The sequence below is a fragment of the Janthinobacterium sp. SUN073 genome (assembly GCF_030397665.1).
GTDB lineage: Bacteria > Pseudomonadota > Gammaproteobacteria > Burkholderiales > Burkholderiaceae_D > Janthinobacterium.
On the sequence record NZ_JAPUBT010000005.1, the window covers coordinates 135,291 to 160,907 of the forward strand.

Here is a 25,617-nt window from a genome sequence, read left to right on the forward strand (position 1 = left end):
GCAAAATCTGATTGATTTACGAAAATTTGTGTGCCACAATGATTTCAACAAATAAAACAAATACCGAATTTTATTATTGAAATCGGTTTTTACATAGCACGATCCTCACACCACGAATCCGTGTTCTGGATAGAGAAGCCCTGCGTAGGGCGCGACACGCTGCCAGGCAAGCGCCTGCCACCCGTTCCGCGCAAGCACCCTTTCTAATCTTTATCACGTATCTTGGGAGAGACATCATGGATAAATTCACCGTACGCACCCAGCTCACTCTGGCTTTTGGCCTGCTGGTCTTTTTCCTCATCGGCATCTCGATCCTGTCCGTGCGGAGTTTTTCTACCTTTAACACGGGCTTTGAGCAGTATGTCAACGGCATCATGGCGCGCGCCAATACGGCGCACCGCGTGCGTGACGCGATCGACATGCGTGCCGTGGCGGCCAGGAACCTGGTGCTCGTCACCAAGCCGGAAGACCTGGAAACCGAACGCCAACACGTCTTGCAGGCGCACGCCGATGTCGTCAAGAACATGCAGCGCCTGCTGGAGCTGGCACAGAAGCCCGGTGTATCGGACGAGGTGCGCGTCATCATCAACAAGATCGACAGCATCGAAAAACGCTATGCTCCCGTGGCGCTGGCCATCGTGGACCTGGCGCTGCAAAAGAAAAACGAGCAAGCCATCGTCAAGATGAACGAGGAATGCCGTCCGCTGCTGGCCGCCCTCGTTGCCGCCAGCAATGAATATTTCGCACTGACGGACCAGCGCTCCGCCATCATCCTGCAGGAAGATAACGAACGCTATATCAGCAACCGGAATATCCTCATCGGCACCAGCTTGCTGTCCATCGTGCTGGCGGCCCTGGCGGGCTGGCTCATCACGCGTCACTTGCTCAAGGCGCTGGGCGCCGAACCGCGCCAGCTGTGCGACGCCGTCAGCTTGCTCGCCAGCGGCGACCTGACAGGAAAACTCAGCGTCGCAGCGAACGATACGGCCAGCGTGCTGTCGGCGCTGCAACGCATGCAAGTGTCGCTGACCTCGGTAGTCTCATCCGTCCGCCAGGATTCCGACACGGTGTCCCTTGCCGCCGCGGAGATTTCCACCGGTAATAACGATCTTTCCATGCGCACGGAACAACAAGCCAGTTCACTGGAAGAAACCGCTTCCTCGATGGAAGAGCTCACCAGCACCGTGCGCAAGAATGCGGACAATGCCCGCGAAGCCAATGTGCTGGCCACGACCGCATCGGACGTCGCCAGCAAGGGCGGCGCCGTGGTGGGGCAAGTGATGGGCACGATGGACCTGATCAGCGAATCGTCGCGCAAGATTGTCGACATCATCAGCGTCATCGACGGCATCGCCTTCCAGACCAATATCCTGGCCCTGAATGCCGCCGTGGAAGCGGCGCGGGCCGGCGAACAGGGCCGCGGCTTCGCCGTCGTGGCGACCGAAGTGCGCGGCCTGGCCCAGCGCAGCGCCAGCGCGGCCAAGGAAATCAAGGCGCTGATCGACGATTCCGTCAGCCGTGTCGATGCGGGCTCCAGGCTGGCGGCGCAGGCGGGCACGACGATGTCCGAGGTGGTCGCCAGCGTCGCCCGCGTCAGCAACATCATCGCTGAAATCACGATGGCCAGCCAGGAACAGTCCGCCGGTATCGAGCAGATCAATCAGGCGGTGAGCCAGATGGATAGCGTCACGCAACAAAACGCGTCGCTGGTGGAAGAAGCGGCGGCGGCCGCCGAATCGCTGCGCGACCAGGCCAGCCACCTGGTGCAAACCGTGAGCATCTTCAAGACGCATGACAGCCATGTGGCGGCCCCCGCACGCACGACGGCACCTGCACGCGCCAGTCACAAGCCGCTGCGCCTGGTACCGACGGCGGCCAGCAGCACCGTCAAGCGCCAGGCCACGCCGGCAAAACCCCGTGCGGCGCAAGTGGAAGCCGTGACGGCCGGCGATTGGGAAGAGTTTTAAGCAGATCACGCCGTCAGGCACCCGTTCTGCGGCTACGCGAGATCGGGCAAGCCGGCCAGCGCCACTTTCAAGGCGGCAAAACACTGCGCGTCGATGGCTGTGCCCACGGTCTCGGCCATGATCTCGAGCGCTTTCGGAATGGGAATTGGCCCCCGATATGGCCGGTCGGCCGTGATGGCGTCGAAAATATCTGCCGTGGTGATGATGCGCGTTTCCAGGCTGATGTCGTCGGCCGTCAAGCCGCGCGGATAGCCCTTGCCATCGAGCCGCTCATGGTGCGCAGCTGCCACGACAGCCAGTTCGGCAAACGCATCAATGCGTGACAAAATCGTTTCCGTATAGTGTGCGTGCTGCTGCACGGCCAGCCACTCATCCGCATCGAGTTTGCCGGCCTTGTCCAGCACGCTATTGCTGACGCCAAGTTTCCCGACGTCATGCAGCAAAGCACCCCGCTTGAGCCAGCGACGCCGCTCCGGCGTCACGCCCAAGGTTTCGGCGATCATGTCCGCATACAAGGCTACCCGAGCGCTGTGCCCGCTCGTGTACGGGCTTTTCGAATCGACCACCTGACCGAACGCGGCAGCGATGTCGTCGAGATAATCCTCGTCCACCGGCACGCAACGGTTGGCCGGCTCCAGCGCCGCCACGGCGGCCGTAATGTCCTGCGACCGCAACATCGACCAGAAGGCGGCCGACTGCGCCACCCGTTCGAACGCCAGCACCAGTTGCGGGTCAAACCAGCTGCCCGCGCGCTGGCGCACCTCGGCATGGGCGGCGCGCGCCCCATCGGCCGTATGAAACACGTCGATCACCTGTGCCAGCAGGGCAATGCGCGAAAACAGGGGAATCGCCTGCCCTGCCAGTTTGTCGGGCTTGCCCTGGCCATTGTAGTGTTCGTCGAGGCTGTAGATGCCCTGTGCCACGGATTCCGGAAAGCGCAGCAGGCGCGCAATGTTGGCGCCGCGCTGGCAGCGCGTGGCGATCAGCTCCTGCGCGATGTGCGCGCCGTCGCGCAAGATCGTCATCACGGCGCGGAAGCGCTCGGCCAGGCCCGCCTTCAGTCCCGTGTGCTTGAGGACGAATTTGAGTACTTGCGGCAGGCTGTCGCCCACCGTCTTGAAGCCTTGTTTGAAAGCCAGATCGTCCGTCAGGTAGAGCTCGCAGATGCGCGCTGCATTGCTGCTGCAGCCCAGGTCCTTGAGGAGCAGCGTGTAATACAGATTCCACAGGTCTTCATCCGCCATGCCCAGTTCGCGTCCCACGTGCATGCCGATCCAGCAACAGCGAATGCAATGGCCTTCTGGCTGTCCCTCCGTGATGTCCAGGGCCTGGCTCAGGGCGGCGATCAGTTCGGAAAGCCGGATGCCGTCAACGGGCGGCGCACTTGCGGATAGCATTAACATGGTAGAAATATAAGTTTCTAATTTGCAATAAATTATATTCTACGCGAGATCTTGCCTGTAACTACCTTGTGGCGACATCATTGTTTGTGCATGCGCCGCGCCCAGCAGTTGGCAGGCAAGATGCCATCCCATGATGTGGCAACACAACAACATCGCATGGCACAAAGAAAAAGGGGAACTGTCGTATTTTCCGCACTGCACACCGGCCGTATACACGCCAGGGCGTCGGCATGTTTGCGCTGGCGCAGGGAAAAATTTCGGTGGCCAAGCCGTCCTTTGCGCTGGCACAAGCCTGTCGGCACCCCACTATGCACCCGCCAGATATTGACGACAAATACGATTTTATTCACGTATTGAGTCGAAACGCATATAAATAGTCTTGCCTGGAAAATGGCATGAATACCAAAACTTTCCGTGCTAGCATGATTTTTCGTCTAGCGGACTTGCGCCTGCCTGGACCTTACGAACAACATTGACCGACAGGAGCCGTTTCATGATGACACCGCATGCCAGCACACACGCCAGCACCATCCGCCACACCCTGATTGCCCTGGCGATCACCGCCGCCTTTCCCCTGCAGGCAATGGCGCAGGACAGCGTCCCGGCGCCGGCCGCACCAGCGGCACAGGCCGGCCCTGGCCAGCTGGAAACGGTGATCGTGACGGCCCAGCGGCGCGCGGAAAACATCAAGGACGTGCCCATGTCCATCGCCACCTTGAAAGGCGACAAGCTCGACACCCTGACGGCCGGCGGCGCCGATATCCGCTTCCTCAACAGCCGCTCGCCCAGCGTCTCGGTCGAATCGGATTACGGCCGCACCTTTCCCCGCTTCTACATTCGCGGCCTGGGCAACACCGACTTCGACCTGAACGCCTCGCAGCCAGTGGGCCTGGTGATGGACGACGTGGTGCAGGAAAACGCCATGCTGAAAGGTTTTCCCGTGTTTGACGTGGACCAGGTCGAGGTGCTGCGCGGCCCGCAAGGCACCTTGTTCGGACGCAACTCGCCGGCCGGCGTGATCAAGTTCGATTCCGCCAAGCCCGTTTTCAAGACGGAAGGCTACCTGAGCGGCGGCTTCGGCAAGGATGGCATGAAGAACCTGGAAGGCGCCTTCAACGTGCCCGTCAGCGACACCGTGGCCCTGCGCTTTTCCGGCCAGACGCAGCGCCGCGGCGACCGCGTGCATAACCCGCGTCCCACCGGCACGCGCGACTTCGAAGGCTATGAAGACAGCGCCGCCCGCCTGCAAGTGCTGGTCAAGCCCACACGCGACTTCACCGCCCTGTTCAATGTGCACGCGCGCAACCTCGATGGCACGGCGACGCTGTTTCGCGCCAACATCCTGAAACAGGGCACCAACGACCTGGTCGACAATTTCGATTATGGCTCCTACCCTACCGATGGCATCAACCGCCAGCACCTGAAAACCAAGGGTGGCAGCATGCGCCTGAAATGGGACTTGCCTGGCATCACCCTGCATTCCATCACCGGCTACGAAAAACTCGATTTCTTCAGCCGCGCCGACGTCGACGGCGGCTATGGCGCCGTGTACGCGCCGCCGATGGGCCCCGGCTTCATCCCCTTCGTCGTGGAAACGGCCGACGTGATTCCCAACCACAAGCAGATTTCACAGGAATTCCGCGCCGAATCGAGCGCAAAGGGCCCGCTGCAATGGATAGGCGGCCTGTTCTACTTCAAGGAAGATATCCAGATCGACAGCATCAGCTTTGACAGCCTGGCACCCGGCAATCCGCAAAACAGCGCCTACGCCACGCAAAACCAGAGCTCGAAGTCGTACGCGGCCTTCGGCTCGCTCAACTACACGGTCTCGGACGCCCTGAAACTGCGCGCCGGCCTGCGCTACACGAGCGACAAGAAGGATTTCTCGGCCAAGCGCGTGGAAGCGACCACGGCCGGCCCGTTCAACCTGCATGACACCTCGCACAACGTCAGCTGGGACCTGAGCGGCACCTATGTGCTGACGCCGGAAACGAACGCCTATGCGCGCATCGCCACCGGCTACCGCGCACCATCGATGCAGGGCCGCCTGAACGGCCTGGCGGACCGCCCCTCGCAGGCCGGCGCGGAAAAAGTGCTGTCAGTGGAAGCAGGCATCAAGCAAGACCTGTTCGACAAGCGCGCCCGCCTGAGCCTGGCCGTGTTCCAGTACCGCGTGAAAGACAAACAACTGACAGCCGGCAGCGGCGTGGTCAACATGAACCGCCTGCTCAATGCCGAGAAGGCCACCGGCCAGGGCGTGGAGCTGGACTTCCAGGCGAATCTCAGCGACTCGCTCAGCATGACCCTGGGCGGCAGCTACAACCACACGGAAATCCAGGACAAAAAACTGTACGTGCAAAGCTGCGGCAACGCCCAGAACACCCCGGCCAGCGGCTGCACCGTCACCGACCCCGTCGGCCCCTTCGTGGGCACGGCCTACATCGACGGCAACCCGCTGCCGCGCGCGCCCGAATGGCAAACCAACTTCACCTTGAAATACAGCATCCCCCTCGCCAATGGCGAGTTCTACGCCTACACGGACTGGGCCTACCGCACCAGCTACAACTTCTTCCTGTACGAAGCGAAGGAATACAAGGCCAAGGAATTGCTCGAAGGCGGCTTGCGCGTCGGCTACAAATGGGACCGCTACGAACTCTCGGCGTACGGCCGCAACATCACCAACCAGGTCCAGGCACTGGGCGCCATCGAATTCAACAACCTGACCGGCATCGTCAACGAGCCGCGCACGTATGGGGTGCAGTTCAAGGCGACTTTCTGATGGCGGGTAGATAAAACCAGGCTGTCCGGCGCAAACCGGACAGCCTGGCTCAGGCACAAGATGGCGTGATGCGCATCACCTGTGCTAGAATCTCGCCGCGCTGCCCGGATGGTGAAACTGGTAGACACTGGAGACTTAAAATCTCCCGCCTGTAAGGGCGTGCCGGTTCGATTCCGGCTCCGGGCACCAAGAACTCAGCCGTAAAAATCCAAGAACGTCCAAAAACCCGCCTCCGTCATAGGAGAGCGGGTTTTTTGTTGTCCATTCGCGTCCATAGGCGTACATTAAAAGTGATGAACTTTGTTGGTACTTTTTGCTGGATTTAGGATTTTCTCTAAAAAAATACCATCAGGGAGTGCGCCATGCCACTGTCCGATCTGTTTATCCGCCATGCCGTCTACCAGGGCACGCCCAGCGGCGACAAGTATCCCGACCTGTACGGCATGTACCTGCTGGTCACCCGTACGGGCAAGTACTGGCGCATGAATTACCGCCATGCTGGCAAGCAAAAGACCTTGGCCCTGGGCGTCTACCCCCGCGTGAGCCTGACCCAGGCGCGGCGCAAGGCCGAAGACGCGCGCAAGGCGCTGGCCGAAGGGATCGACCCGAACGCCGTCAAGCGCGCGCAGAAGGCCGAGCAGCGCAGCGCCGCCTTGAATACCTTCGACAAGCTGGCGCGCCAGTGGCTGCTCACCATCCAGCGCAACGGCAGCGCCAGCACGCAAAAGAAAGTCGGCAACTGGCTCGAAGGCGACGTCATCCCGTATCTGGGCAAGATGCCGCTCAACACCATCCGCCCGCGCGACGTGCTGCGCGTGGTGCAGCGCGTCGAGGCGCGCGGCGCGATCGATTCGGCGCACCGCATCAAGCAGCTGTGCGGCCAGGTGCTGCGCTTCGGCGTGGCGATGGATCTCGTCGAGCGCGACGTCACGGCGGACCTGAAAGGCGCATTGACGCCGGTGCCGAGAACGCACTATCCGGCACTGACGGAACCGGGCGATGTCGCGCCGCTGCTGCGCGCCATCCACGGCTACCATGGCCACGTCACGGCGGTGGCGGCGCTGAAACTGGCGCCCATGCTGTTCGTGCGTCCCGGCGAACTGCGCGCCGCCGAATGGAGCGAAATCCATCTCGATGCCGCCGAGTGGCGCATCCCGGCCAGGAAAATGAAAATGCAGCTCGAACACCTGGTGCCGCTGCCGACACAGGCCGTGGCGATCCTGCGCGCGCTGCAGCCTGTCACCGGCGAAGGCCGCTACGTGTTTCCCGGCCTGCGCGGCGGCCAGCGCTGCATGAGCGAAAACACCATCAATGCGGCGCTGCGTTCCCTCGGCTATGCCAAGGAAGTCATGACCGGCCATGGTTTCCGCGCCATGGCCCGCACCATCCTCGACGAAGTGCTGCAAGAGCGTGTGGACCTGATCGAGCACCAGCTGGCGCACAGCGTCATCGACCCGAACGGGCGCGCCTACAACCGCACGGCGCACCTGCCTGCGCGCCGCGCCATGATGCAGCGCTGGGCCGACTATCTCGACGCCCTGCGCGACGGCGTCGCCACGCCGCCAGCCTGACGGCGACGCCCGCCTGGAGAAAGAAAACCAGCGGCGGCGCTGGCCGGAACAGGTGCCGCGCCACGATGGGCGACAAGGCGCCCGTCCACCCGCATCCGCCTTCGTCCTGTTTCGCGACAGCGCCCGCGCTGTTTGATATCGCGTAAGGAAAGCGGCGGGCACGCGCCTACATTAAGGACCGGGAAGCCGCGGGCGCGTGGGCTGGCGAGGAGCAAGCCATGTTTTCGCTTCGCTCAAACCGGCTTGCCCTGCGGGGCCATCCTCGCTGCGCTCGCCCACCACGCCAGGAGCATCGATGCACGCAAAGACCACGCCACGCAAGCGACAAGGCGGCCGCCCGAAAGGCGACCCGGCCGCCGTGCGCGGCGCCACCATCGGCGTGCGCGTCTCGGCCGCCGAACATGCGGCGCTGCTGGAACGCGCCGCCCGCATGCAGATGCGTCCCGCGCAATGGCTGCGCGCCGCAGCGCTGGCGCGCGCCTTGCCCGCGCCGCCCGTCGCCGCCATCAACCGCGAACACTACGTGGAACTGGCCCGCCTGGCGTCCAACCTGAATCAGTTGACCCATCTCGCCAACGAGGGCGGCCGCGTCGCCGTGGCCGACGCCCCGCTGCAGCGGCTGATCGCGGAAACGCGCCGCCTGCGGCTGGCACTGCTGGGCGTGAAGGAGCAGGACGATGATCGCTAAGGCCATCAAGGGACGCGGCTTTCGCGGCGTGCTGGCGTATGACCTGGGCAAGGAGCAGGCGCGCGTGATCGACACCAACATGACCGGCCGCACGCCGCGCGAACTGGCGCAGGAATTCGGCGCCGTGCGCAAGCTGCGCCCAGGCCTGGGCAAGGCGGTGCTGCACGTATCGCTGTCGGCCGCGCCGGGAGAGCAGCTGTCCGATGCCCAGTGGACGCAGATCGCGGGCCGCTATCTGGCGGGCATGGGCCTGGACGACAACCAGTACCTGCTGACGCGCCATGCCGACACCCGGCATGAGCACGTGCACCTGCTGGTCAACCGCGTCCGCTGCGATGGCGGCGTGACCAGCGACAGCCACGACTACCGGCGCCAGGAAAGCATCATGCGCGCCGTCGAACGCGACTTCGGCCTGCAGCAGCTGCGCCCCTCCGTCGAGGCGCCGCGCCGCGCGGCGAGCCGGGGCGAGATCGAGGCAGGCCTGCGCACCGGCATCGCCTCGACGCGGCAACGGCTGCAGCAGCTGTGCGACGCCGCCATTACCGGCTGCGCCAGTTTCACCGCTTTCATGCAGCACCTGGCAGCGGCGGGCGTGGCCCTGGTGCCGGTGACGCAGCGCCATGACAGCACCCTGGCGGGCCTGTCCCACCGCCTCGATGGCGTGCTGATGAAGGGCAGCGACCTGGGACGCGGATACAGTCCCATGGGATTGGCGAAACGAGGAGTCCACTATGACAAAGAGCGAGACCTTGCGGCAGTTGGCCACTGCCGAGAACACGGCGCAACTGGACGCGCTGGCGTGCAACATGGCGCAGCTGCACCAGGCGAAGCTGGCCAGCGCCGAGGAGCTGGCGGCGACCCTGGAGCCGCTGGCGCAGGCGATGGCGGCCCTGACGGACGAGACGCGCCAGACCATGCAGCAGCTGGGCCTCGACGGCACGCGCCAGGGGGAACAGTTCCGGCGCCAGATCGAGGCGGCGACGAGCGCCTGGCGCAGCGCGGAACAGGCGGCGCGCGAGAGCGCCCAGGCAATCGACTGCAGCAGCCGTACGCGGTCGCAGCGCCAGTACCTGCTGGCCACGCTGGTGGGCATGATGACGGGGCTGCTCGCCAGCGCATTGTGGCTCTGTCTGGCACCTGCCCCCAGGCTGCAGAACGTGCTGGACGCGCAGCAGCTGGCCGCGCTGATCCGGCCCGCGACCGCAGCCTGGAAGCCGTGCGCGGGCAAATGACGGCACTGGGCTGCGCGCAGTTCATCGTCAGACTGGTGCAGGCAAGGGACGGCAAAGAAGAGATGCGGCAGTGGAGCGGGCCGGAACTGCTGCGCAGCCTGGCCTGGCTCAAGCGCATGAATGCGCGCGGCTACGACGTCACCCTGCGGCCCGCAGGCCCGCATGGCCTGCTGCTGCTCGACGGCCTGCAAGAGGCAGACTTGCAGCGCCTGGACGCGCGCGGCTGGCAGAGCGCCGCCGTGGTGGAGGTGCGGCGCGGCCGCTTCCAGGCCTGGATCAAACTGTCCAGGCAGCCAGTCGCCGACGCCTTGCGCGGCCAGGCGGCATCCCGCCTGGCGGACGACCTTTGCCGCAGCGGCAGCGCCATCACGGTCGCCGAATTTGGCGCGCTGGCCGGATTGACCTGCCACGCGCCGGGCATGGCCGAAGGACAAGCGGCACGCTATGCGCTGCTGCAGGCATCGAGCGGAACAGTGGCAACCGCCGCAGCGCCCTGCCTGGAGCGCATGGAACACCTACCGGCCCAACCGCTACCGCCCAGGCTGGCCGTGCCGCAGGGCGCAGCCCGGAAACGCTCAAGCGGGCGCGCCAGATAATCGGCATGCCGGTGCTGGTGCCCTCAGCAGCAGCTTTCCAAATTGCATTTCGGCATGGCGGCGAACGTTTGGCGCATGGGAAAGCCATTTTCTCGGGCGTGATAATGCGTGTGGTTTTCTTTTCGGCTATTTGCTATTCTTGGGGGCGCCTGCCGGTGGCTGATTCAATTAGTAACGACGGTAAGCGGCCAGAGGAGGAAGTACAATTCTTGAAAAATGCTGTTTGAACCTATACCCAAAATGAACATTCGTAAAGCTGCAACCGACGACCTGGAACGTATTGTCGAGCTATTGGCACAACTAGGATATGCAAACGAAGTCGAGCAAGTCGAAAGATACTTACATGAACTACGTCAAAGTTCGTCGGGCGAGGTATTTGTAGCGCAGGATGGCAGAAATGTTGTCGGAGTTGCGGTAGTGCATACCATAAAGCCGTTACATGTTCGAGGCACCTGGGCTCTACTATCCGCGTTGGTAGTGGACGACGAACGCAGGAGTTCAGGCGTCGGAGCAAGCTTATTAATTGCTGCGGAAGGGTTTGCGTTGCAGCATGGTTGTTCACAGCTTGAATTGTCCAGCAGCAGTGCTCGTACCCGAGCGCATCTGTTTTATGAGCGTAACGGCTACCAAGAAAAACGCCTGCGTTTCGTTAAAATCTTGGTATAGCTTGCAATAGCCGCTTTGGGGTGGAACCTGCCAACGACAGCAGCCGGCCAGGAGCGGCCATTCGATAATTTCCAAGGAACGCGATGACCGAAGACCTGTGTCTCAGGATTGCTGAGAAATATTTGTCGTCAAATGCCATTGAGTACATCCTTCCTGGCCGGATTGGCAGCAAAGAGCCGAGCAGGTGGGAGGCGATTTACGTCGTTCCAGCAGTAACGGACCCCACGGTGGCAGTTGTCGATCCTCCAGATGTACGAGTTTGGGTCACACTTCTTGACGGTCAAGTGGAATGGATACACCAAATGTGAACGGCTGCTTTGGGGCTGCGTCCGCCAACGACGGCAGCCGGCCAAAAGCAGACCTTGACGAACACGTAGCCTTCCCGGGCGAACCTTGAATAGTAGTCGTGTATCGCGGCGGTTGGCAGCCGGTCGCGGTCGTGGTCGCGCTTAGCTCACTCATCTTATCCCTTCACGGCGGGCTGTATTGGACGGAAGCTGATGTTGTTTGTTCCCATAATCGATGTTATCTAAATTTTTTCTACAACATATTGCGCAATATATTGTACGATCAAACCTCACCGAGGGAAACATTAGAATGCGCTATCACTCATGTCTACTTCAAACGCTGTCGGCGCTGTCCATAATTTGCGCATCGGGTGCTTTTGCCGAGGTACCAGGCATCTCACGAGACGAAAAGGACGCGATCATCGCCTCCCTCGACAGCACCTTGAATACGAACTACGCGTTTCCGGACATCGCACGAAAAATTGCGCCAGTGCTCCAGGAACGTCTGAAAAAGGGAGATTATGACTCGGCGACCACGAAGGCAGAGTTTGCGAGCAAGCTGACCGACGATCTCATCAAAGTCAGTGGCGACCTGCATTTCCTGGTGGGTGCCGACCCCCAATGGATCGCGGAATTCAAGGCGAAGGCCAACCCGGCGCTCAAGGCCAAGATACGAAAAGAAGAATTGAGCAAGTTGGAGGAGATCAATTTCGGTTTCGATGAGGTCGCTCGCCTGAAGGGAAATATCGGTTATATACGATTCAGCTATTTTGCCGATCCGGAACTTGCCTATGATACGGCGGCGTCCGTTATGCGCTTCGTCGGCAATACGGATGCCGTTATCATCGATTTACGCTATAACAATGGCGGACATCTGGAAATGGCGCAATTTCTAGCGAGCTATTTCTTCTCCAGCGAGAAAGACCAGCTGCTCTTCGACTACGATTACAATGAGGATGGCAAGCGTATCCAGCGCGGGCAATGGGTGCTGCCGGGCCTGCCGGGCAAGCGCATGGTGGACAAGCCGGTCTATATCCTGACCGGCTCCACGTCGTTTTCTTCCGCAGAATGGTTTTCCTATGCGATGAAAAAGCTCGGGCGAGCGACACTGATCGGGGAGCGGACAGCCGGTGGGGCACATCCGGTTGCACGTAAGCCGCTCAACGACGATTTTTTCGTGCAAGTGCCGATCGGCCAGATCCGGGATCCCGTGGACCATGGCGATTTCGAAGGTGCCGGCGTGCAACCTGACATCCCAAGCCCCTCTATTCGCGCGCTTCCTCTGGCGCACAAGCTGGCGCTTGAAAATCTGGCGAAGACCGATGACACCAGGCGAACCGAACTTGCCTGGCTGCTCCCGAGCTTGACGGCAGCTATCGAGCGCCCGCACGTCGATGCCAGGATGTTGACGAAAGCCGCCGGAAAATATGAAGGCCGCCAGATCATCCTGGACAATGGCACGCTCTACTATATCTGGCGCGATCGGTTTCGGGTCGCGCTTGAGCCGATCAGTCCCGACCTATTCGCGGTGGAAGGCGTGTCAGATTTTCGATACCGCTTGTATGTTTCCGGCGGAAAAGTGACGGCGCTGGAACGCGTGAACAAGGACGGCAGCATCCAGAGGTACAAGCGCCTTGACTAAAGAGACACATCACCCGGCCGCGATCGATGACGCCGTGTATCTCGGCCGCGCTGTTGAACGGCTGAGCGTCCTGATCGCTGAGCAATCCAAGACTGTCTTCGATACGATGGGGATCGTCATCCCGGTTCGTTCGTGTTCGCTGATGACTGTTCTGGCAACGCTCGGCACGGCCTCCGCCTCGGATCTGGCGCGCGAACTCGGACATTCGCACCAGCTGGTCATGCAAAAGATACCAAAACTGCTCCGTCTGGGCCTCATACGGTATCGGAACGATGACAATGATGCCCGGCGACGGATATTTATGCCCACGGATGAAGGCTTGTCGCAGCTTGCGAAATTCGAGCAGTGCACGGTGCTGATTCGGGCGGCCTATGCCGGGTTGTTTGCCGAGGTGGGGGACGTTAGGCAATTCGTGGATCGGGCTGCAGATGCGCTCAACGAGAGGCCGCTGGACAAACGCATAAGTTCCCCGGTCTAACGGAGACGGTGTCCACTTGCGGCCAGAAGCCGACATTGGCGAGCGCAAGACACATTGCAAGACTAGTGCAAATAAGGCAAACTTAGTAAATCTTTGCGCTTCATGTTTATTTGCTTCAATTGGTTGCCGCGCGAACATCCTTTCTATCCAATCCCGTGGAACCCGATGAAGAAAATACTGCTGTCCATTGCACTACTGTTCTTTTCCTGTACCGGCAACACACAAGAACCTCGTCCTTTGACGATCGGTTTTACCCAAACGATTCCCTCCGCCATCCTGAAGGCCGAGCGCACGATATGGGTTCATCTACCCGAAGGCTACAAGGCCGATGGCGCCGAACGTTATCCGGTGATTTATGTGCTGGATGGGAAGGATCAATTTCAAGCACTGGTAGCGGTGATCGAACACCTGAGCGGCGAAAACCTGATGCCCAAGATGATTGTCGTTGGCATCCTGCAGGACGACAGGCTGGCGGAGCTTACCTTCGGCAAGGATATGGAATTTCCGGACTCCGAAGGCAAGGGGGAGCAATTTCTCGACTATATAGAGAAAGAGCTGATCCCCCATATTGACGCGAAGTTCCGTAGTGCACCGTATCGCACATTTGTTGGGCATTCCGTGGGCGGTTTGACTGTGGTGCATACTCTGGTGCATCGTCCGCAGCTGTTTAACAGCTATATCTCGCTGGAAGGCGCGCTCTGGTGGAACAAACATAATGTTGTCAAAGAGGCAAAAAACGTGCTGGGCCAGCCGTCCTACGAAGGCAAGACCCTATTCATTGCCATGGCCAATCATCTGGAAACCAAACCCAGTCTCCAGCAGGTGCGCAAGGATAAAAGCAGCGACACCGAGCTGATTCGGGCCAATCTCGAACTGATCGATGATTTTGCCAAACACAAAGGTACGGCTTTGCGCCTGGGGCAACAGTATTATCCGTACGATTCACACAGTTCCCTGACGCTACAGGCGGAGTATGATGCCTTGCGATTCATTTTCGATAACTACCGCTTGAAATTCTATAGAAGCCAGGTAGACAATCCCGGCTTTGACGTGGTACAGCGCCACACCGCGCATTATCAGGCGCTGGCGAAAAAGATGGGCTATCGCATCCAACCGAACAGTGCTGAGCTGGTCAAGAACGGATATGCCTTCTTGAATCGCAAACAATATGAGCGAGCCGCCTACTTTTTCCAGCAGCTGGAGCAATACTATCCGAACGATCCCAATACCTACGATTGCCTGGGCGATCTATATTCCGCCATGGGCGACAAGCCAAAAGCCGTTGAAAGCTTCAGGAAAGGGCTGAGCCTGGGTGACATGAAGGAAACTCGGGACAAGCTCGGCGCGCTGCTGAGCGGGAAATAATCGTTTAAGGCGGCATGACCCCAACAACGTTGACCTGGGGTTGGCAGAGTAACGTGGCCGACTTCGGCCAGCAGCGGACGATCAAAGGCAGTTGGGCGAGTACGCTTAGGGCAAACAACAGGAACGCAAATAGTTGTGATTCCCAGTGGCCAATTTATCTCACACACATTGCTTCAAATAGAAGTATCAAGTGCGACCATACTTACTCCAATGGCAATTTTTAGTGAGATTTCTGCGCTACTATATGGATAAAATGCATGAGCACGAGATATTCGCTTAGTGGTCAGCGACATCTCACATTCGATCACCAGAATAGGGAGTGCATATGCGAACTATCTATAGCTTTAGAACGCAGAGAGGGACGGCACGAATTATCTACGACTCGGGAAAACACAGGTTTCATGCTGTCTTCGGCGACGAAAGCCTTGGCAGCTACCACGCCCCTGAACAGGCAGCCGAAGACCTTGCTGGAGGCCATACGCTCAGTCACTCATCAGGCATCGATCTTTCGACACTAGGGATACCCGAAGAACTTGGAGAGTGGCAGCGCGCAAGCTAACAAGTATATTTTCGGCAATTACTTCCGCTAAATAAACCACGCTATCCAGGCTTAATTGGAGGCGGATGGCAATGACCGGAACCGGCCAGTTGCGGACGTAGATATAGGCGTATATATAGGCTATGACGTGTTTAAAAAAGAAAGTAGGAAGCATGGGGCTTGAGAATTTAAATGCAGTGGACGCTGTTGGTATTGAAACGGAATCGGACTACGTTGTACTGTCGATTATCGACTCGTGGGATTGGTCCGATGAACGTAGTCATTTGCTCGCGCTGCAAGGCAAACTCAACTCTTACTTTGGATTTGTCGAGAGTGGCCAAATTTACGACACGTATCCTTCTTCAGCAGGCAAGTCCCTTTGTATTGACCTTGTTAGCCGTTATCCGTTACCGACCACTGCATTAGACTTTCTGTACAAGGCCAAGGTTGTATCCGAGGAACTGGCGATTTCGTTGCGGTGGAATACGCTCTACGCCGGTACTTTGGCCTAGATGCCAAACGTCCGCTTTGGGGCGTAAGCGGACACCGCAATAGAAAGGCCGCCGCCTCAAAAAAATCGCAGCAATTTTCGGCCATGCTTTTCAAGAAAGCGTTCCCTCGCTGCCGATGCTTGCTGGGACGAAAATACAAAGTCAAAAAACTTCATCGTGACCACTAACATTTGACGTTTTTTGTACTAGACTACTTGTCTGAAGTCACCAGCAACCGCTCCGAATGGAATGGTAACGAAGAACTTTTTCTCCAATGATGGTATTTATGATGGTATTTTTGGATATTCGCTGAATTCTCATAGCAGTTTTCGATCCCCGGCTCCGCACTCAGCGCACAGAATTTGGAAACATCAAAAAAGCCATTAACCCCAATATAATCAACGGGTCAGTGGATTTTTTTACGTCCCGGCATTTGCCTTAATCCAGATTAAAGCCGACAAAAACCCGTAGCGATTACGCCAGATTTACGCCATGATTGTGCCGCAACGAGAGGAACGCATGGCTTCATTCAGGAAGCGGGTTGGCGCCTGGCGGGCATAAATCGCCATCCGAGGCACACGCGAATCTAAAACATTCAGCACCAAGGCCGAGGCTGTGGCCTGGGCGTCGGAACGCGAAACCGAAATCCGGCGCGGCGCCGACAGTGGCATCATCGTCGGGAAAAGCTGCGGCGACGCATTCGAGCGGTATCTGGAAGAAGTCTCCATCCACAAGCGCGGCGAGCGCGGGGAAAGGTTGCGCCTCAACGCCATCGGCGAAGTGGGCATTGGCGGCCAGAAAATCAAAGATATCAAACTGGCCAACAGTTCGGTTCAGTCCAGCCGACAAGGCCGTGTGGACTTCACTGCGCCAACGTTCCAGCTGTTCCACCAGCAATCCCTTGCGACGGCAGTAGGACACCAATTCAGCCTCGTTCAAAGGGACAGTCTCCAGCGCCCCCGCGAACTTGTCGGCGGAACACCATTGCTCGGAGTTTTGTCAATCGCCGGGCACCGCGCGGCCTTGCTCGCGCGCCTGCTTGCGCACAGCGTGGATTCCGGCACACCGGTGAGCTGTGCCACTTCGGCCACAGGCTTGTTTACGGCGCGTTCATCTGGCTGAGCGTGTGCTCTTTCTACTCAATGGTGTATTTCGTCATCGTCAAATCCATCGCCCCAAGACTAATTAGAACTCCAAATGCCGAATTGCGGACCTACATGCTGGTGTAGCCAGGTCCGACGCGCGAGATGCCACGATCATGCCGAAGCCACATGCGCCTTGATGAATGGCCTGCTTGCGCAGCTTCATCCTGTACTTGGCCACCGGCTGGATCATTTTTCAGTACTGAATCTGCTACCTAAATGGGGCGGCTTCAAGAACTATTCATCCAAACTCCATAGATTCTCCATGTTGCATCGCTAAAGTCAATCGCTGACGCATTTCTCGCCAGCGCATGCGCCCCCCTCATGCAAGCCATGACAGTTGCCGATAGGCGTGATGCATTAATGACGCGCTGGACAGTACCTGAAAAATATAGAGAACATGAAATTAGAAGCCATCACCACGTCGGAATCACTGCACGAAACCAGTCCCTCCACACTAAAGAAAATTTTCTCAATTGCCGTTCTGATACATGTGATCATCTGGATGATATTGCCATTGTTATTTCAAAGCAATATTGCACTCGACATGGCCGAGGGTTTAGCCTGGGGGAAAGAGTGGCAACTTGGCTATGAGAAAGATCCACCATTATTTCCGTGGGTCATACAAACTCTCACATCTTGGTCAAATAGAGGGCTATGGATAAGCTATCTTGCTGGACAATTGTGCGTTGTTACAGTTTTCTTTGCCGTGTGGCAGTTGGGGCGGCGGGTTGCCACTGAAATGCAGGCATTGGTCGGTGCTTTGCTGTTGGAAGGCATTTATTATATCAATCTTCCGGTTTTGGAATTGAATGACATCGTGTTACAAATGCCATTTTCCGCCCTATTTGGTTGGTTGCTACATAAGGCGATCCAGGATGATAAGCTGAGGCACTGGATTCTTGCAGGATTGGTTTCCGGCTTAGGTTTATTGTCGCGCTATTCCATGGGTGCATATATCATACCCATCGCGCTATTTGTTGTTGCTCATCCAGCCTCGCGGCGGCGCCTGCACTCAAAAGGACCGTGGTTGCTTATGCTGACATCCACACTGGTATTTCTTCCACATTTATACTGGATCATTAAAAGCGATTTCATTTCGATAAAATATGTCGGGGATAGAGCGCCTGAAATTCCACATGCATTTACTTTTATAAAAGAGTACTTTTCATTCATCGGCGCGCAGTTTTTAGCACTCTTACCCATGCTGGTAGTGGCATCATTTTTGTGGCGATGGCGGTCATCTCGTGTTTGGCTAAGGGCGCGATGGCACGACTTTGACTTTTGCTATATTGCTGTTTTAGCTCTAGGACCCGCTATTTTTTCCTTGTTGCTATCTTTGCTAGCACAACGTCCATTGAGGGCCATGTGGGGTGCACCGCTGTGGTTTTTTACGGGGATTTTTATCGTTCTTCTTTTTCAGCCCATCTTGACGCAAAAACGTTTTCGTCACTTCATCCGTTCTTGGATTGTACTACTGATATTTCCTTCTTCTTTCTTTATTGTTGAGAAAATTTATGGAACTGACATTACCGGAAATGAACAGGCCGTCAATTTTCCCGGCGAAAGTTTTGGTAGCGCTATCAATAACAGGTGGTACACAATGACGGAGCGACCATTGAAATATGTGATTGGGAATACCTGGAATGCTGGAAATGTCGCATTTTATGCAAAAGACCGGCCATCTGTCGTATTCTCTCATGCCGATCTCCATGTAAGCCCTTGGGTAAAACTTAATGACCTCAAACAAGCAGGGGCTGTCATCGTGTGGAACATGCAAGAGGAAGGCAGCGCGCTGCCTCAGTATCTTGCCGCCAGATTTCCAGATGCAATTGTTCAGCCCGCGTTGACTGTGAAAGGGAAACGGTTCCATCATTTCGGTGTCGCCTACCTTTTACCGCAGTGACTGTACACACAGTACGTTTTTCGGCTCATAACAAAGCATATCTATCAAGACCCGCCTGGTTACAGATGCGTTTAATGAATAAATCCGGCTTATTCCCCTGCCATTTTTTCACCGCCTGAATCGGTGTTGCATTTTCCAAGGCGCGCTGGAGAATGTTGTGGTTATAGATTTTCAGGTAGCTGCGCAGCAGGGCCTAGGTCTGACATTTGGACACGACCTCAGTTTTTATAGAAATGGGGGCGTGAAATTCGCCCTAATTTGAAGCACGAACTGTTAAGCTTTTGTCCGATTGTCAGCCCCTCGGGAACTCTGACATGTAACGGCTCTCGCCGACGCCGGCACAAAAAAGTGACACTGGTATTTGCCAACGACAGTGTCAACCAGGCTGGCGCGGTGTTTCACGTGTATGACGAGTTGCATCTGGACCGTATCCCGCGGCGCTATGTCGTAGAGGCCGGAAAAACGCTGGAGGGCAGCTGGGTCCTGGTGTTCGATGGGGGTTCGTACCGCCTGTAGGTAAGCAGCAAAGCCAGCCAGATGACAGGGAGAGCGAGCATGGCGGCACCATACCACCTACATAATTATGAGAGGCTTTATAGTGAGCAAGACACGCATGATTGAATTGAAAGAAGCTCTAGAACAGGCAGGTTGGGAGTTATTGCCAAAAATTAACAGCAGCGATGTTTTTCAAGCGAATGACGACCAGATAACTTGGGAAATAATCAATCGCAGGACACACAAAAATACTGTACTGACTTTTTATTTGTTTGACTTTCTCGGTCGAAGAACAGAGCAGCTGTCCGATATCTTGTATGTTGAAGAAAAGCCAAAATTATCGAAGCTTTACTTTGAAAAAATCAACTCCGCCAGCTGGAAATCTTCATTGAGCGCTTTTGTTCGCAGCTTGTAGCTGCGCTAGCTATTTCACAAGAAACTTGGCGTCAGCCGCAGCAGCCTGGATACCCAAACTTGCATGACATGCTTCATGAATACAGTATGCGCATACAGCACGCGCAAAACTGAGCCGCCGCAAAGTCAGCGAATGGGTGTGCAGACGTTTGCACGCGCGGCGGCAATCAGCCCTACTTCGGCTCCATCCCATTGCATAGCTGCGTGCGCGGACCAGAAACGATCGCGTCACCGGGCCCGCCCTTTCACCGGTGGCTGGCGGCAACAGCGGATCGGTGCTGTTGGCGTGCGTGCTGTTTCAATGTGGCAGCGGAATATGGATGGCGCTGCGGAGATGGAAAGAACGCTCCGGGTTCGTGGCGTGGCTGCAGGCCGGCTCAGGGATCTACCTGGCCCTGTTCCTGCTTTTTCATGTCAGTGCGGTCCTGTTTGGCCGCACCGCACTCAAGCTCGACACCAATTTTTACTATGCCGCAGCCGGTTTTGTACGGATGCCATATGCCTTATTCTTTGCGCCGTATTATTTCCTCGCAGTGCATGCCCTATTCATGCACCTGGGCTGTGCCGCATATTGGCAAGTCAAAACGCGCTCGCCCATGGTGCGCAGGCTCGCCATGGGCATTCCGGCGGGAGTCGGCCTGGTGGTCGCCCTGTTGATTGACCTGGCTTTAGCGGGCATGCTCCACCCGCTCGACATTCCCGCGAAATACCTGACTATTTACCAGTAGGCCGCGTGCGGCCACAGCGAACCAAAGCACGCATGCTCCCGGCATCGCCGACATTTTTGCAACACCAACCTTCGCTCCTCTCGCTTCGCCGCGACTTCCTGCTGATATAATACTTGCAACGAAGTAAGACTTCGAAATGTGCGCCTCAAGGCTCCCGCAACCGTCTGTGTACCGCTAGCCCAGCCCATGAGCTCCCTTTTCGACCATGAGATCATCAAACAGCTGCACAGCGGTGACCGCTCGCGGGTGTATCGCGCCAGGGCCGCTGATGGCACTGCGCTGATCGTCAAGAAGCCCAATCAGCAGTTTCCTTCCTTTCAGCAACTGGCGCAATTCAAGCGCGAGTATGCGATCGCGCGCCGCTGCCGCCATCCTGGCGTAGTGCATCCGCTGGCGCTGCAGTTGCACGGCGGGTGCTGGACGATGCTGCAGGAAGATAGCGGCGGCCAGGCGCTCGACCAGGTGTTGCGCACGCAGCTGGCGGCGCGCAGGACGCCGGCGCAGCCTGCGTTGGCGCTGGACGATTTTTTCGACATCGCGCTGCAACTGTGCGCGGCGCTGGAAGAGGTCCATCGTCATGGCGTGATCCACAAGGACATCAATCCCTCCAATCTGGTGTGGAACGCCGATCGGCGTCTGCTGCAGCTGACCGATTTCGGCATCGCCTGTGAACTGCCATACGAAAGCCATGGCATTGTCAATCTCCAGGCCCTGGAAGGCACCTTGCGTTACATGGCGCCGGAACAGACGGGGCGCATGAATCGACGGGTCGACTGGCGCGCCGATTTCTATGCGCTCGGCGCCACCATGTACGAACTGCTGACCGGCCAGGCGCCATTCGAGGCAGGCGACGCGATGGAACTCGTGCATTGCCACATTGCCCGCAGTCCCGACTGGTCGCACCCGGCACTCGCCAACTTGCCTGGCCAGCTGCTGCCGATCATCCAGCGGCTGCTGGAAAAAAATGCCGATCAGCGCTATCAGAGCTTGCAAGGCCTGCGCAGCGACCTCGAAGCATGCCGCGCGGACAAGCCGGCGCAGGCGCTCAAGCTGTCCGACCACAATGGCCGCTTCCTGGTGCCGCAGACGCTGCATGGACGAGAGGATGCCATCGCCATCCTGCTGGCGGCGTTTGAACGCAGTGCCGCGGGTCGCTGCGAGATGCTGCTGCTGGCCGGCCATTCAGGCATCGGCAAGTCGGCGGTCGTCAACGAAGTGCAGAAACCGATCGTCGCCCAGCGCGGCTGTTTCCTGTCCGGCAAGTTTGACCAGCTCCAGCGCGACGTACCCTATGCCTCGCTGATCCAGGCCTTCCAGGGGCTGGTGCGCCAACTGCTGGGCCAGCCCGAGGAAACGCTGCGGCAGTGGTCCGGAAAACTGCACGGCGCCCTGGGCGATGGCATGGGCGTGCTGGTCGAACTGATTCCCCAACTGGCGTTGATCGTCGGCCCCACCGACGCCTTGCCCGCGTCGGCGCCGGCACAGGCCCAGCTGCGCCTGGACCGCCTGTTCCCCCGCTTCGTCGAAGTCTTCGCCTGCGCCGGGCATCCGCTGGTGCTGTTCCTGGACGACCTGCAATGGGCCGATGCGGCCACGCTGCGGATGATCGAGCTGCTCATGCTCTCCTGCGACAAGTGCTGCCTGCTGTTCATCGGCGCGTACCGCGACAACGAAGTGAGCGCCGCGCACCCCCTCATCGCGCTGCGCGACAAGCTGCTCGCACGCGAGGTGCGCCTGTCCACGCTGTTATTGAGCCCCCTGAGCGAGCCGCAGGTTGCGCAAATGGTAGCGGCTACCGTGCGCATGGCGGCACCTGACTGCGCGCCACTGACCCGCATTTGCTACAACAAGACGGCCGGCAATCCATTTTTCCTCAACCAGTTCCTCGCTTCGCTCAATGAGACGGGCCATCTGCGCTACCGGGCCGCAGGCGATTGCTGGGACTGGGACCTGCGCGCGATACAACAGGTCAAATATACCGACAACGTGGTCGATGTGCTGCTGGAGAAAATCCACCGCCTGCCCACGGCAACGCAGCACCTGCTGCAACTGGCCGCCTCCAGCGGCAACCGCTTCACGCTCGACACGCTTGCACTGGCAGTGGACCGCTCGCCCCGGCACACGCAGCAAACCTTGTGGCCGGCGCTGCATGCAGGACTGGTCCAGCCGCTCGACGAACGCTATAAATACGTCAATGGCGATACCCGCTCCGGCCACAGCGGCGTCCATTACCGCTTCCTGCACGACCGGGTGCAGCAGGCAGCCTACCTGGTCGCCGACGCCGCTACCCGCGCGGCCAACCATCTTCGCATCGGCCGCCTGCTGCTGCGGCATGCCACGCCGGAGCAGCAGGACGAGACACTGTTCGAGATCGTCGAACAGCTCAACGCCGGCCGTGCGCTGCTCGACGATGCAGATGAGCGCGTGCAGCTGGCGGCGCTCAATCTGCAGGCCGGCGGCAAGGCACGGCGCTCGGCCGCGTTCCAGGCCACGCTGGAGCACATGCGAATTGGTCTGGGCCTGCTGCCCGCAGAGGCATGTAGCATCCACGCCGACCTCTGGCTCGACCTGCAGCTGGGCGCGGCCGAAGCGGCTTACCTGTGCGGGCAGTTCGATGCCGCCGAGGCGATCTATCCGCTGCTGCGCGCCCGCACCTTGCGCCCGCTGCTGCAGGTACGCTGCATTGCCATCCAGGCGCACCAGTATCAATTGCAGGGCCGCCTGCTCGACGCCATCGCCGTGCAGCGCGAAGGCCTGGCGCAGTTGAACATCGCCATTCCGCACGATGTCGCGCACATGAAGGCGCGCTTCGGCGACATCCTTGCCAATATCGGACGCCTGCATGGTGCGCGGGCGCCCGACACCTTGCTGGCGGCCGGCGAAATGTGCGCGCCGGACGCGGTGGCCGCGATGCAGATGATGCAGGGCCTGTGGATGGCCAGCTATTACGCCGGCCAGCAGGATCTCAGCGCGCTGATGGTGGTGTCGATGACGCGGCTGTCCATGCAACGGGGGAATAGCGATTTCAGCGCCGTCGCCTATGTCGGCTACGCGATGATGCTGGCGCTGTACGGCGGCGACGTGGCGCGCGGCTACGACTTCGGCGCGATGGCGATGGCGCTGGCCAGGCGGCGTGCCAATCTGCAGACGCGCACACTCACGGGCCTGATGTTCGGTGCGCTCATCAGCCACTGGACGCAGCCCCTGCGCAGCTCCGATGCCCTGTACGAAGAAGCCTTTGGCTGGGCACTGGAAATCGCCGATTTCGTGCAGGTCGGCGTGGTGGCAGCCGTGCGCGCCACCGAGCGGATGATCCTCGGCGACTATCTGCCGCACCTGATGCAAGACATCGAGCACGACCTGGCGCTGATGCGCGCCAACGGCCAGCAGGCGATGGCCGATTGCTGCGTCGCCGCCGCGGTCCAGCCGATCAAATGCCTGATGGGCCTGCTACCCCGTCACGACAGCTACGATGATGCGACCTTCAGCGAGGCGCGTTTCCTCGAACAGTATGGCGATTCGCAGCTGTACCGCGCCTACTATTTGCAAGGCAAGATCCGCAACGCCTACCTGTTCGACGGCGCCGACGCCGAGCTGCTGGCCGGCCAGCTCGGCATCGTCACCCAGATCATGCGCGGCCAGGCCAAGGTTGCCGAGTCGAGCTTCTACGTCGCGCTGATATGGCTGCGCGCCTTGCGGCGCGACCCGGCGCGACCCGATGCGGGCGCTGTGCTGAGCCTGATCGACGCACTGCAGGCGAGCCTCACCGAGTGGGCCAGGCAAGGCTCGGACAATAGCGCGGCCAAACATCTGCTGGTGATGGCCGAGATGGCACGCTACCGGGAAGATCTGCAGCTGGCCACGCGCCATTACCGGCAGGCGATCGACGCCGCCGGCCTGGCAGGCTACGTCAATGTGCAAGCGCTGGGCAATGAGCTGTGCGGCGAATGCTGGTCCGAGCAGGGCCACGCGCGCGTGGCCGGCGTCTTCATCCAGGACGCCATCGCACACTACGGCCAGTGGGGTGCGGAGGGCAAGGTGACGCAACTGCGGGCGCGTCACGCTGCGCTGCTGTCAAGGATGGATGGCCGCAGCACACAGCGGCATTCGGTCTCCCACACGCACGGCAGTTCCGCGCTCGACCTGGTGTCGCTGCTGAAAGCGGCACAGATCCTGTCGAACGAAGTGGGCCTGCGCAACGTGCTGACACGCCTCATTTCCATCGTATGCGAAAACGCTGGCGGGCAAGTGGCGCGCCTGCTGCTGCTATCCGAAGGCAGCTACCAGCTGGAGGCCAACATCGATGGCGATGGCATCACCGTCCTGCAAGCGCGGCGGCTCGACCTGAACGCCGCCAGCGACCCGCAGTTCCCGCTGTCGCTGCTGCGCTACGTCATTCGCACTGGCGCCGAGGTGATCGAAGACAGCATCACGGGCGTCTCGCGCTTCGCCGCCGACCCGTACGTGCAGTTGCACCTGCCGCGTGCCGTCATGTGCCTGCCGATACGGCACGGCGGCCAGATCGGCGGCATCCTGTACTTCGAGAACCGGCTGGCAGAAGCCTCGTTCACGGAAGAACGCGTCGCGTTCCTGCGCATGCTCGGTGTACAGGCGATGATCTCGATCTCCAGCGCCAGGCTGCACGACAGCCTGGAGCGGCGCGTTGCCGAACGCACGGAACAGCTGGAAGACGCCAACCGCAAGCTGGCAACCCTGTCCATCACCGACGGCCTGACGGGGCTGTCGAACCGGCGTCATTTCGACGACGTGTTGCGTGCCGAATGTGCGCGTGCCACGCGCGTCGGCCAGCCGCTTGCCGTCATCATGCTCGATGTCGATTACTTCAAGCGCTTCAACGACCGTCACGGCCACCAGGCCGGCGACGCATGCCTGGTCCGGGTCGCGCATGCGCTGGCGGCCGGCATGCGGCGCGCGGGCGACCTGACGGCGCGCTATGGCGGCGAAGAGTTTTCGATCGTGCTGCCGAACACGGGCGCGGACGAGGCGCGCCAGATCGGCGACGCGCTGCGGCGTGCCATCGAAGAGCTGGCCATCCCCCATGCGAGTGCGGATACAGCACAGGTGACGATCAGCGTCGGCATCGCGGTCCAGTCGCCACCGGGCGCCGCCGATCCCGACGCCCTGTTGCGCCTGGCCGACGCCGCGCTATACCACGCCAAGGATGCGGGACGCAATTGCGTGGTGCTCAGGGTGCTGCCGCCTGGCTGA

General features: G+C 59.4%; 18 protein-coding genes, 1 tRNA gene and 2 pseudogenes. 19 read left to right on the forward strand and 2 right to left on the reverse strand.

Annotated elements, in window-relative coordinates; genetic code table 11:
* The first annotated feature begins 236 nt into the window (after positions 1–236).
* Positions 237–1,967 (forward strand): methyl-accepting chemotaxis protein, encoded by a 1,731-nt coding sequence (locus O0882_RS15635; RefSeq protein WP_289949376.1) that lies wholly within the window; start codon positions 237–239, stop codon positions 1,965–1,967.
* A 32-nt stretch (positions 1,968–1,999) separates the two neighbouring features.
* Here the strand turns inward: O0882_RS15635 and O0882_RS15640 are convergent, their stop codons facing one another.
* Entirely contained in the window at positions 2,000–3,370 is a 1,371-nt protein-coding gene (locus tag O0882_RS15640) for an HD domain-containing protein (RefSeq protein ID WP_289949378.1), read from the reverse strand.
* Between the two features lie 496 nt (positions 3,371–3,866).
* On the opposite strand from O0882_RS15640, the gene O0882_RS15645 reads away from it, so the two are divergent.
* From O0882_RS15645 to O0882_RS15695, 13 genes and pseudogenes are all read left to right on the forward strand, one after another.
* Positions 3,867–6,149, forward strand: coding sequence for a TonB-dependent receptor (locus O0882_RS15645; protein WP_289949837.1), 2,283 nt, complete (start codon positions 3,867–3,869; stop codon positions 6,147–6,149).
* A gap of 102 nt (positions 6,150–6,251) precedes the next feature.
* Positions 6,252–6,338: transfer RNA gene (locus tag O0882_RS15650), tRNA-Leu, on the forward strand.
* Between the two features lie 173 nt (positions 6,339–6,511).
* Positions 6,512–7,720: an integrase arm-type DNA-binding domain-containing protein gene (locus O0882_RS15655; RefSeq protein ID WP_289949380.1), complete on the forward strand. Its 1,209-nt coding sequence runs from the start codon at positions 6,512–6,514 to the stop codon at positions 7,718–7,720.
* A gap of 295 nt (positions 7,721–8,015) precedes the next feature.
* On the forward strand, positions 8,016–8,408 hold the full coding sequence (mobC, locus tag O0882_RS15660) for a plasmid mobilization relaxosome protein MobC (protein ID WP_289949382.1): 393 nt from the start codon (positions 8,016–8,018) through the stop codon (positions 8,406–8,408).
* A pseudogene (locus tag O0882_RS29110) lies at positions 8,398–9,117 on the forward strand (relaxase/mobilization nuclease domain-containing protein); the annotation flags it as partial. The gene mobC and the pseudogene O0882_RS29110, both read left to right, overlap by 11 nt.
* Positions 9,118–9,289: 172 nt before the next feature.
* On the forward strand, positions 9,290–9,640 hold the full coding sequence (locus tag O0882_RS29115; RefSeq protein ID WP_354670274.1) for a hypothetical protein: 351 nt from the start codon (positions 9,290–9,292) through the stop codon (positions 9,638–9,640).
* The gene (locus O0882_RS29120; RefSeq protein ID WP_354670275.1) at positions 9,637–10,236 is read left to right on the forward strand and encodes a DNA-primase RepB domain-containing protein; all 600 of its coding nucleotides are present in this window, start codon (positions 9,637–9,639) and stop codon (positions 10,234–10,236) included. Before O0882_RS29115 ends, O0882_RS29120 begins: the two co-directional genes overlap by 4 nt.
* Positions 10,237–10,241: 5 nt before the next feature.
* Entirely contained in the window at positions 10,242–10,463 is a 222-nt protein-coding gene (locus O0882_RS15670; RefSeq protein WP_289949386.1) for a hypothetical protein, read from the forward strand.
* Entirely contained in the window at positions 10,453–10,902 is a 450-nt protein-coding gene (locus O0882_RS15675) for a GNAT family N-acetyltransferase (protein WP_289949388.1), read from the forward strand. Before O0882_RS15670 ends, O0882_RS15675 begins: the two co-directional genes overlap by 11 nt.
* 597 nt (positions 10,903–11,499) lie before the next feature.
* Complete coding sequence (locus tag O0882_RS15680) at positions 11,500–12,831, forward strand: S41 family peptidase (RefSeq protein WP_289949392.1); 1,332 nt, start codon at positions 11,500–11,502, stop codon at positions 12,829–12,831.
* On the forward strand, positions 12,824–13,309 hold the full coding sequence (locus tag O0882_RS15685; protein ID WP_289949393.1) for a MarR family transcriptional regulator: 486 nt from the start codon (positions 12,824–12,826) through the stop codon (positions 13,307–13,309). Before O0882_RS15680 ends, O0882_RS15685 begins: the two co-directional genes overlap by 8 nt.
* A 165-nt stretch (positions 13,310–13,474) precedes the next feature.
* Positions 13,475–14,674, forward strand: a complete 1,200-nt coding sequence (locus O0882_RS15690; RefSeq protein WP_289949395.1) for an alpha/beta hydrolase-fold protein — start codon at positions 13,475–13,477, stop codon at positions 14,672–14,674.
* Between the two features lie 711 nt (positions 14,675–15,385).
* Entirely contained in the window at positions 15,386–15,724 is a 339-nt protein-coding gene (locus O0882_RS15695) for a DUF6572 domain-containing protein (protein WP_289949396.1), read from the forward strand.
* Between the two features lie 504 nt (positions 15,725–16,228).
* Here the strand turns inward: O0882_RS15695 and O0882_RS15700 are convergent.
* Positions 16,229–16,642, reverse strand: coding sequence for a hypothetical protein (locus tag O0882_RS15700; protein WP_289949398.1), 414 nt, complete (start codon positions 16,640–16,642; stop codon positions 16,229–16,231).
* A 603-nt stretch (positions 16,643–17,245) separates the two neighbouring features.
* Here O0882_RS15700 and O0882_RS15705 point away from each other — a divergent pair.
* The 5 genes and pseudogenes from O0882_RS15705 (at position 17,246) to O0882_RS15725 (ending at position 25,617) form a co-directional block, all read left to right on the forward strand.
* Positions 17,246–18,751, forward strand: a complete 1,506-nt coding sequence (locus O0882_RS15705; RefSeq protein WP_289949400.1) for a glycosyltransferase family 39 protein — start codon at positions 17,246–17,248, stop codon at positions 18,749–18,751.
* 345 nt (positions 18,752–19,096) lie between these two features.
* Positions 19,097–19,264 (forward strand): annotated as a pseudogene (locus O0882_RS15710) (phospholipase domain-containing protein); the annotation flags it as partial.
* 100 nt (positions 19,265–19,364) lie between these two features.
* Positions 19,365–19,661, forward strand: a complete 297-nt coding sequence (locus O0882_RS15715) for a hypothetical protein (RefSeq protein WP_289949403.1) — start codon at positions 19,365–19,367, stop codon at positions 19,659–19,661.
* A 319-nt stretch (positions 19,662–19,980) separates the two neighbouring features.
* A complete protein-coding gene (locus tag O0882_RS15720) occupies positions 19,981–20,388 on the forward strand; it encodes a hypothetical protein (protein WP_289949405.1) in 408 nt (135 codons plus the stop codon).
* Between the two features lie 186 nt (positions 20,389–20,574).
* A complete protein-coding gene (locus O0882_RS15725; protein ID WP_289949406.1) occupies positions 20,575–25,617 on the forward strand; it encodes a diguanylate cyclase in 5,043 nt (1,680 codons plus the stop codon).